Source organism: Listeria rocourtiae FSL F6-920, assembly GCF_000525975.1.
Lineage (GTDB): Bacteria > Bacillota > Bacilli > Lactobacillales > Listeriaceae > Listeria_A > Listeria_A rocourtiae.
In genome coordinates, this window is sequence record NZ_AODK01000071.1 from 1 (window position 1) to 9505 (window position 9505).

A 9505-nucleotide genomic window follows, 5' to 3' on the forward strand; every position below is an offset into this window, starting at 1 on the left:
CTCGCAACGCATCTCGTAATCGCTTACTTTCTCTTAAAAACTGCTCTACAAAGTAACGTACTTCCCCAATCTCAATCCGTGGCATGCGCATCAGCCTCCTTCGATGCAAATTTGGCTCGTTGGTGTGCGCGACGCGATGCTTGTATCGCATCATCCACGGCATACATTTGTTTTTTCCGCTTCTACCATTCTTCCGTCATCGATTCTTCGACCAGCCCTAATCGCTGTCGTGACCGATTTCCCTGCCACGCATCCTGAAAAGTATGTAACACATTTTCTTGTGCCCGTTTTGCTTTTGAAAATAGTTGCTCCAATGCCTCAAACTGTCGCTCGTTCTGGATTTGTTCTTTCCAAGCATCTTCTTCTCGTTGTCTTGTTTGCATTGCTATGTATCCCCCTAACCTATTTTTTACTGCCTACCCATTCGATTCCTTGATGTAGCATATCGCCTAATGCTTTTTCGGATGCCACAAACGCTTTTTCGACATGTTTTAAGTTCGAGGTATCCTTTTGAAATGCCGCTGGTGTAGCCGCTGTCATTTGTGCAAACTCCATCGCGCTTTCTACTAATTGACGAGCACTACCCGTAGAATACAACACACTCGGCTTTGGCTGTAATTTCAACGTATTTGTCGTCGCTTGAATTGCAGTCGCATGTTCCGCTAATCGACCACTTGGTAACTGTATTTTTTTTCGCCATTTGCTGCTCATTCCTTCCTTATTTTAGTGCTATTGGAAATATTATACCATATTTTAATGATAAAAAAGACCCTAAAATATAGCAAAAAAACTCGGTATTATTAGCATGCTCCATGTATATAAACCGATTCTTAAACGTTACCTTCATTTTTCTAGTTAGCGTAAAAAAGCCATTGAACTGCCTGCAATCAAAGCAATTCAAAGGCTTTAATAAATTAAGTCTCTCTATTGCCTAACCTCTTTACCGTTTTTCTCCTTATATAGTATACGATTCAGTTGCACAAAAACAGCGCAGAATAAAGAAAAAAAATATTAAAACCAAGGCTGAAGCCGAACATCTGTAAAGCTACTACAAACAGCAGTATTTCCAGAATAATTTGGTGACGAATTTAAAAGTGATATTTGACCAGCTCGGTGATAAATATTTTGCGAACTATACTGTAAATCAAAAACCTACTTATGTTCGAACTCAAAAAGGATATTATAATCATAGAATTATGCCTCATTTTACAGAGAGCGTAATTTCGAAATTAGAGAAGAAAGGATGTATATAATTCAGATATATGCTACTAAATGAGTATGAGAAGACACGTTTATCTAATAATAGTATTAATAAACACATGATCTTGTTGAAAAACTCTTTGATGTTGCTATTGATGATAACAATATTATCAGGAATCCTTACACAGGGATTAAGAAGTTGAAAGTCGTGAAGCAAGAAATGAAATTCTGGACTACTGTGGAATTCAAGACTTTTATTGATGCTATCGATGAAAAGGATTATGTTGATAATGTATTCTTTACGACGGCTTATCTAATTGGGGTGCGCGCTGGAGAAATGCTGGCATTGCGGTGGGAGGATATTGATTTTGGTCGGAGTGAAATTCATGTTTCTAAAACTGTGTCTCGTGTGAGCGGCGAGAATATTATCACCGCACCAAAAAGCATTAGTAGTAATCGCTATATTACTATTAATGCGAAATTGGCGGAGATGCTTAAGGATTGGAAGGAGCGTCAGGAAGCTTATTGGAATACTACTTGATAACCGATTTGAACGATATTACTGTTTTCTAATACAGTATAAATACGCCTATACATGAATGTTTTGGAACTAAGAAAATTACGAGAATTTGTAAAGTCGCTGAGCTCACACCTATCAGACTACATGATTTTCAAATATTCACACGTCGCATTTCTAATTGATAATAAAGAAGAGAAGAAGTAACGGCGATGAAAGAACGGATGGGGCACGCTAGTATCACTACAACAATCGATACTTACGGACATCTATTCCCAAATAAACAGAAGAGCATGAGCGATAAATTTGATGGCAATAACACACATTTAATAGGTTACTATATTTCTCCTATATTCTATCTAAATTTGTAGAGTAATTTTCTAGCAAGATTAACTGGAGTACCATACTAATAATGTATACGACACTTTGATGCACTTATTTTAATAAATTTAAAATAGGCATCTGTTCACTTCCTCCATAGGTACCATTTTCTAGCATAGCGCGAGCATCTGCATTACTCCCCAAAAGAATTAATGCTCCCAAAGTTATTAGTTCATTATCCTTATAGCTTTCTTGGATTGTCAATATTTTTTTCATTTCTTCCAAATTAAAATCTCTTTCTCTTTTAATAATCTGTAGAATATTAAAATCTCTATAGACACCATTCAAGCCATCTTGTTCAGGAAGTATTTCTAAGATTTTTTTTGCTGTGTACAAAAATTTCATATTCCCAGTAGCATCAAAAGCACCTACCAGCCTAAGGGCAAGCATACTTACACAACCGTACACCTCTTGATTAGAATAATCTAGATCTACTACTGAGTAAACTATTAAATCAAAATTAATTGATGCGAACTTTTCCCATTCATTTGCAGGAATAGCACAAAAAACGCTCATATTTGTATCTTTATTTTCTATATCAATGCTTACTTTTACCATTCCAATGAAGCTTTCATCAAAGATATCTACGCACCCCTGTTCATTAGCCACTGTATAAACAGGATATGAATTAATTATGAATTTTTCAACACTAACTTTATTTTTTGTTTGATGCGTATTATAGAGCCTATTTATTTCAGACTGTTCACTTTCATTTAATTTGTAGAAATCAAAATTAGTAGGAATCTTATGATATTCTAAAATTTGTTTTAGCTCTACAAAATAATCGAATGAATCGTTTATTTGATTCGATTTTTCTATATCGTGATTTTCTCCAATTTTAAATTCAATACGATCAATCCATATTTCTTTATTATCCAAAAAATCTTTCATAAAGCCTAATACATCTATATAATCATCTAAACTACCTATAAGCTTGGAGTTTAAAGATGTTTTCGTAGAATTTATATCTAACACTAATTGAAGTTGATTATACTCGCCAATATCAATGGTTACTATGTTATCTATAGCTCTACTCATACACATATAGGCTCTAGAATTTTTTACTTTTTACACATAGTTCTTTTTGACTAACTTCCTTAAGTTGTAGCTCGTTTGCTTCAAACCTTTTATAAGGAATATATAATTCTCCTTTTTTTATATATGAGATCACGCCATTTTTTTGTATAAAATCCACTGGGTCATTTCTTTTTCCCACCCATTTAAATACTAAATTCTCATATTCAATATCGGTAGGATCTATGTCAAGTGCATACTTAGTCTGAAAGTCTCGATGATAATTAAAATTAACTAAAATTTGTCTAAAATCATCGACATCTTCATCTATTTCAATGAAATCAATTGTAACTTCTTGTTTATTCCCCTTAGGGTTTCTTAAAATGTCTTTTAATTCCAATCTAGTCAAATCTCTGTAGAATATTTTTGTCGCAGCATTTGCATAGATGTATACAACAAAATATATCACACCCTGCCCCTCATAATAATTCTTCAAATCGATTAATTTGACAGGGAATTCCTTCTTTTGGAGAATCTTTTTATTCGTCGTACCTTTTACTTGCACAGGAATATTCCCAACCATATCTTTTTTTTTTGAATTTTGATGTTTATATAAAGTTATATGCCCATCATATGAAGGTGCTTTATCTCCAACTGGTATTGACGGTACCATATACTCAGATCTAACTATATATGTAGTAACTGCATTAACACTTAGCTGTTCTTTCTGATCGTTACTGAAACTCATATTGACACATCCCTTTTAATCTATTAGCGCTATTATATCATAGATTTATCCAGTTTCTAAGGTGAGCCGTTCTATAAATAGTTTTTCCAGTCAGGATTTTCACAAACAATTTTGCGTACAAAAAAGCCTCAACAGACATGAAATCCGTTGAGGCTCTAAGATGGGTTGTGAGGGTTTCGAACCCCCGACCCGCTGATTAAGAGTCAGCTGCTCTACCAACTGAGCTAACAACCCGTGTGATAAATAGTTTTACCGACAAGACTTATTCTAGCACTTTCGACCTCGATTGGCAAACATTTCACACACGGTAGGAAGGACCTTATTTGACAAGGTCCTCCCTTTCCATTATTCCACAATCTGATTAAAATACTGATCATTTATCTCTCGTATCCGCTTTAAATCGCATTTGGGTTCGCGGTCGTATGTTAGCAAACCATTAATCTCCACCTCTACGTCAGTCAGTTGCGTGTAGCAATAACCATGCAAGGCTTTAGAGCTGTAGACGGCGTGCATCACTCGACTGTAATCGGCGACGAATTCTTCCGCATTTTTCACAGATGTATAGCCCCAGCCGCTTTGATTGCCTGTTTGAAAGCCGATGCCTCCGAATTCTGTTAGCAAAATTGGCGCGCCTTGATGCTCAAATCCTGCTGCGTATATCGCACGCAACGTTGATTGGGATTTTAGAATGGTATCTTTATCATAGATGCTTTCGCTAAAATCGGCGTATTTTTGTGATTCATCTTCGCGACCGTGTGAATAATTATGCACCGCGCAAATATCAGTTTCGGTCATTTCCCAGCCATCATTGGAGATTACTGGGCGGGTCTTATCCAAAGAATGAATAAGATGATACATCGCCTGAGTATGATGTTGTTGTTCGCGATTGCCATGAATGTTCGGTACGCCCCAACTTTCATTGATTGGAACCCAAGTCACGATGCTCGGATGGTTATAATCACGCTCGATAATTTCTAGCCATTCACGGGTTAGTCGGGTCGCAGCTTCCTCGGTATAAGCTGGAGCCGCCGCGCATTCACCCCAAACGAGATAGCCCAGTGTGTCTGCCCAATATAAGAAACGTGGATCTTCTACTTTTTGATGCTTGCGACAACCGTTGAATCCCATTTCTTTCGCCAACTCGATATCACGACGTAATGCTTCATCAGATGGCGCAGTCAACAAGCCTTCACGCCAGTAGCCCTGATCCAGCACCAACTTTTGGTAGTATGGGCGGTTATTCAAATAAACCATACCAGCCTCCGTATGCACCTTGCGCATCCCGAAATACGAAGAAACATGATCATACAGCACTAAATCATCCTCTAGAAAAAATTCAACCTGGAAAAGATTTGGGTTTTCCGGCGTCCAATTCCAGCCATCATTATGATTTGGTGAGCGGAAAATCTGCTTTTGATAAATCGCCACATCACGCTGCAGGTGATTTTGTGTTAATTTTACTGCATCTTCTGCGACAAGTATTTCTCCAAAATGAATCGTATATCGTAAGCGCTTACCAATTACATCGCCTGCAAAAATCAAATCGAGTTCCACCATGCCAGTATCCACATTCGGAGTCATACGTAGCTTTTCAATATGTACCGCATCCACGATTTCCAGCCAAACCGTCTGCCAAATTCCCGTTGTGTTCGTGTACCAAATCGAATCCGGTTCTGGCGTCCAACTTTGCTTCCCACGCGGAATTGTCTCGTCTTTTTGCGGATCAAATACCCGCACAACTAGCGTCACGGCCTCATCACTGACCACAAACGGCGTAATGTCCAGCGTAAACGAAGTATGCCCACCATCATGTTCGCCCACCTTTTGCCCATTCACAAAAACACTTGCCGTATAATCCACCGCGCCAAAGTGCAACTTCAATTCCTTATTATCAGCCAAATCCGCCAACTCAAATTCCCGCTTATACCACACAACCTCGTGATGCGCCTGGTCATCAATTCCGCTAAGCGCCGTCTGATACGCAAATGGCACAATAATTCGCTTCTCAAACTCCCGCTCCCCACGGAACCAACCTTCACGCAATCCAACATCCCCATCATCAAAAGCAAATTCCCATTCCCCGTTCAAATTCATCCAGTTTTCCCTCACAAATTGCGGTCGTGGATATTCTTCTCTCAACATTCCTATCGCTCCTCCTCATAAAAAACGCTTACAATAAACTTTATAGTTAATTAAAATAAAAAGCTATCTTAGATGCATTATACATAACAGATAACTATAATGTCAAACAAAATATAATTAAATTAACTTAAATGTAAACTATTTATGTGTCGCTTTTCACAAAAAATTATTCTATGCTCAAAAAACCAGAGATTACTCTAAATCCAGATTCCGCAGATAGATATCAAATTATGTAAACATAAAAAAAGAGAAGTGAGGCGCAAAATACCTAACTTCTCTTTTTACTTTGTTGAGGGGCATCCCCTGCTGATTTAGAACCTCAATATACATGAGAACGAAGTGAACATGTAATCCTTGTACTGCATCACGTGATGCGCCTCCGGATCTAGCTTTGTTGAGGTTCTTGAAAAGCGTATTTGGCTTTTTTAGAACCTCAATATGCAGTTGAATGCAATGAAGCTGCCTTCCTTTACTCAACTCCTCGAAAACTTCACGCCCTCCATAAAAGTCAAAAGAGGACTTTTACTGCGCCCCCTAACAAATTTTTTCGGGCCTAACGGGCTTCTTCAGCTTTACAGTCTCAATCCAGCTTCAAGAGCCAGCCTCTCGGAATTTTCGTGACCTCCGCAAAAACTAAGTGCGGGTTTTCACTGCGCCCCCTAACAAATTCTGTCGAGGCTAACGGGCTCTTTCAGCTTTATAATCTCAATCCAGCTTCAAGAGCCAGCCTCTCGGAATTTTCGTGACCTCCGCAAAAACCAAGTGCGGGTTTTCACTGCGCCCCCTAACAAATTCTGTCGAGGCTAACGGGCTCTTTCAGCTTTATAATCTCCAGACACTCTTAACAACATGGGTTTGCGAGCGATCTGGTCCTACTGAGAACATCGAAACTTGAACACCGGTTAACTGTGCAATGCGCTCCATATAATGGCGTGCATTCGCTGGTAAATCATCCAACGATTTCACATTTGTAATATCTTCCGTCCAGCCGTCCAATTCTTCATAAACTGGCTTACAACGAGCTAATTCTTTCAAACTCGCTGGGAATTCTTCGACCACTTTACCGTCTAATTCGTATGCGACACAGACTTGTAACTTCTCAATCCCAGTCAATACGTCTAGAAGCGTCAATGAAAGATCTGTCAAACCACTCACACGGCGAGCATGGCGAACAACAACACTGTCGAACCAACCAACACGGCGTGGGCGGCCAGTCGTCGTTCCGTATTCACGACCAACTTCACGAATCGTATTCCCAATTTCGTTATCAAGCTCTGTCGGGAACGGCCCATCACCAACACGTGTTGTATAAGCTTTGGCCACACCGACAACGTGATTGATTTTAGAAGGACCAACACCGCTACCAATCGTCACGCCACCAGCAATCGGGTTACTTGATGTTACGAATGGGTATGTACCTTGGTCGATATCCAGCATAACCCCTTGTGCCCCCTCAAAAAGAACACGTTTACCATCATCAAGCGCATCATTTAACACAACGGATGTATCACAAACATACTGCTTAAACTGCTGACCATATTCGTAATACTCATCTAAAATATCCTCTATTTTAAAGCCTTCCAATTCATAGAAGCGCTCCAATAAACGGTTTTTCTCTTGTAAGTTATGCTCTAATTTCTCTTTAAATGTCTCTTTATCCAAAAGATCCACGATACGAATACCAACACGAGCGGCTTTATCCATGTAAGCTGGGCCGATTCCTTTTTTAGTCGTACCGATTTTATTAGCGCCTTTACGTTCTTCATCGGCTTCATCAATGCGAATATGGTACGGCAAAATAACGTGCGCACGATTCGAAATACGCAAATTCCCTGTATCAACGCCTTTATCATGCAAGTAGGCAAGCTCTGTCACAAGTGCTTTCGGATCAACAACCATCCCGTTCCCAATCACACTAATCTTCTCTTTGTAAAAAATACCAGATGGGATTAAGTGCAATTTGTATGTTTCTCCATCAAATTTTATTGTGTGACCTGCATTATTACCACCTTGGTAACGTGCAATAGCTTCCGCATTCTCGGAAAGAAAATCCGTAATCTTTCCTTTTCCTTCATCGCCCCACTGTGTTCCTACAACAACAACTGAAGACATCTAAACACCTCATTTAATTGGTCTTTTAAGCTCGATTTCACAAGCTTTTTCCACTCTCAATTGTACCGTTTGTCCTGGCAATAGTCAATGAATTATCGAACGTTTTCGAAATGCAATACAAAAATCGTTCGTCTATACATAAAATAACGCGCACCCAACAAAAACGTAAGATAAATTGCATAATGTGTCATGTGAATCGAGTGTTCCACACTTGAAAGTTCGGTAAAATTGTTTTAAGGGTCTGGGACAAAATATATTTCTAACCAAAAATAAGCAAGATATCACGAATTCCTTTTTTTCGGGTAAGACGTATACCTTGCTTCACACAAATCGAGCGAAAGCGTTTGTATTCTAGGAATTTGGTGGAAGCCGGAAGCGGAGCATACTGGTGTATGTGAGAACCGGAAGTCTGCCAAATTCCTAGAATGCGAGCGCTTGTCGCCGATTTATTTGGGGTATTAGCCAGACCCAATCTTTTTAGGAGTTGGATGAATATGAAAAAAAATTTTACTAGTAGGAATGATTCTGGGCGGGCTTTTACTAACCTTATCTGGTTGTATTTTCGATAAAGCGAAGGGATTGATTCTATATGGAAGTCAAGATCAGGTGACAAGTGCGATTGCCAGCAATAAGAAAGATATAGCTTCATCTACTATTTTTGCTGCAAAACAAGATGGTGACGGCGATAATTTGACGATTTTCTTGAAAGAAACGGATGCCAAATCAATGCAGAAACAGCAGGCTTTCACCAAAGTAGTCAACTCGGATAAGACAGAGGTGTTAAAGGAACTTCCTGCTACAAATGGAAACATGGTATTACTTGCTAAGGATAACGCGACAGAAATCTCGATTCGAGCGAAGAAGCAGGCGCTCACTTATGGCGGGAATATCACATTTGGAGATGCACGGACTTATGCTAAGAATATTGTGATTGTTCCTGATAATTTGTGGGAGAGTGTTGACGCCAAGTCAGAAAGTATCGCAACTGTCATGACAAAAAAAGATGCCGCGGATTATCTAACCGATTTTCAAGATGTTGATAAAGCCCAACTCGCCGATTTGTTGGGACTCTTCGAATGGAATGAGTTAGAGTCCCAATATGCATGAGAGCAAAGCGAGCATGTAATCCTTTCCGACTCTTCGAAATGAGTTAGAACCCCAATATGTATGAGAGCAAAGCGATTATTATACACATGCTTGAAAGCATAATGAATGGTGCAAATGAGCATGACGGTTCAGTTTGTCCCGCGAGGGTTTGGAGAACCTCAATAACCTCTCGACCTACAACTTATTTCTCTATCTCTAGTATGATAGAAAAGTGGTTGTAGGTCGAGAGGTTTTTTCATGATGATTGGTGTCAGCGGAAGCTGACATGGGAGTTTGTCCCAGCC

At 39.2% G+C, this 9505-nt stretch carries 9 protein-coding genes and 1 tRNA gene; 3 read left to right on the forward strand and 7 right to left on the reverse strand.

What is annotated here, in order from left to right:
* Nucleotides 1–182: 182 nt before the first annotated feature.
* Nucleotides 183–383, reverse strand: coding sequence for a hypothetical protein (locus PROCOU_RS15485; protein WP_036074208.1), 201 nt, complete (start codon nt 381–383; stop codon nt 183–185).
* Between the two features lie 19 nt (nt 384–402).
* Nucleotides 403–711 carry a hypothetical protein gene (locus PROCOU_RS15490; protein WP_036074210.1) on the reverse strand — a complete coding sequence of 103 codons (309 nt, stop codon included), beginning with the start codon at nt 709–711 and terminating at the stop codon, nt 403–405.
* Between the two features lie 383 nt (nt 712–1094).
* Here PROCOU_RS15490 and PROCOU_RS19400 point away from each other — a divergent pair, with 383 nt between their 5' ends.
* On the forward strand, nt 1095–1253 hold the full coding sequence (locus PROCOU_RS19400; protein WP_369009546.1) for a tyrosine-type recombinase/integrase: 159 nt from the start codon (nt 1095–1097) through the stop codon (nt 1251–1253).
* A 155-nt stretch (nt 1254–1408) separates the two neighbouring features.
* Nucleotides 1409–1741, forward strand: a complete 333-nt coding sequence (locus tag PROCOU_RS16860) for a site-specific integrase (protein ID WP_051994459.1) — start codon at nt 1409–1411, stop codon at nt 1739–1741.
* Nucleotides 1742–2152: 411 nt separating this feature from the next.
* Here PROCOU_RS16860 and PROCOU_RS15500 read toward each other — a convergent pair whose 3' ends face one another.
* The 5 genes from PROCOU_RS15500 to PROCOU_RS15525 all read right to left on the reverse strand — a co-directional run bounded on the left by PROCOU_RS15500 (nt 2153) and on the right by PROCOU_RS15525 (nt 8114).
* A complete protein-coding gene (locus PROCOU_RS15500) occupies nt 2153–3136 on the reverse strand; it encodes a hypothetical protein (protein ID WP_036074212.1) in 984 nt (327 codons plus the stop codon).
* 13 nt (nt 3137–3149) lie between these two features.
* On the reverse strand, nt 3150–3860 hold the full coding sequence (locus PROCOU_RS15505) for a DUF4365 domain-containing protein (RefSeq protein ID WP_036074214.1): 711 nt from the start codon (nt 3858–3860) through the stop codon (nt 3150–3152).
* 161 nt (nt 3861–4021) lie between these two features.
* A tRNA-Lys gene (locus PROCOU_RS15510) sits at nt 4022–4094 on the reverse strand.
* 111 nt (nt 4095–4205) lie between these two features.
* On the reverse strand, nt 4206–6002 hold the full coding sequence (locus PROCOU_RS15515; protein ID WP_036074216.1) for a glycoside hydrolase family 2 protein: 1797 nt from the start codon (nt 6000–6002) through the stop codon (nt 4206–4208).
* An 822-nt stretch (nt 6003–6824) separates the two neighbouring features.
* Nucleotides 6825–8114 carry an adenylosuccinate synthase gene (locus PROCOU_RS15525; RefSeq protein ID WP_036074221.1) on the reverse strand — a complete coding sequence of 430 codons (1290 nt, stop codon included), beginning with the start codon at nt 8112–8114 and terminating at the stop codon, nt 6825–6827.
* Nucleotides 8115–8633: 519 nt separating this feature from the next.
* On the opposite strand from PROCOU_RS15525, the gene PROCOU_RS15530 reads away from it, so the two are divergent.
* On the forward strand, nt 8634–9221 hold the full coding sequence (locus PROCOU_RS15530; protein WP_036074223.1) for a lipoprotein BA_5634 family protein: 588 nt from the start codon (nt 8634–8636) through the stop codon (nt 9219–9221).
* Nucleotides 9222–9505: the final 284 nt, after the last annotated feature.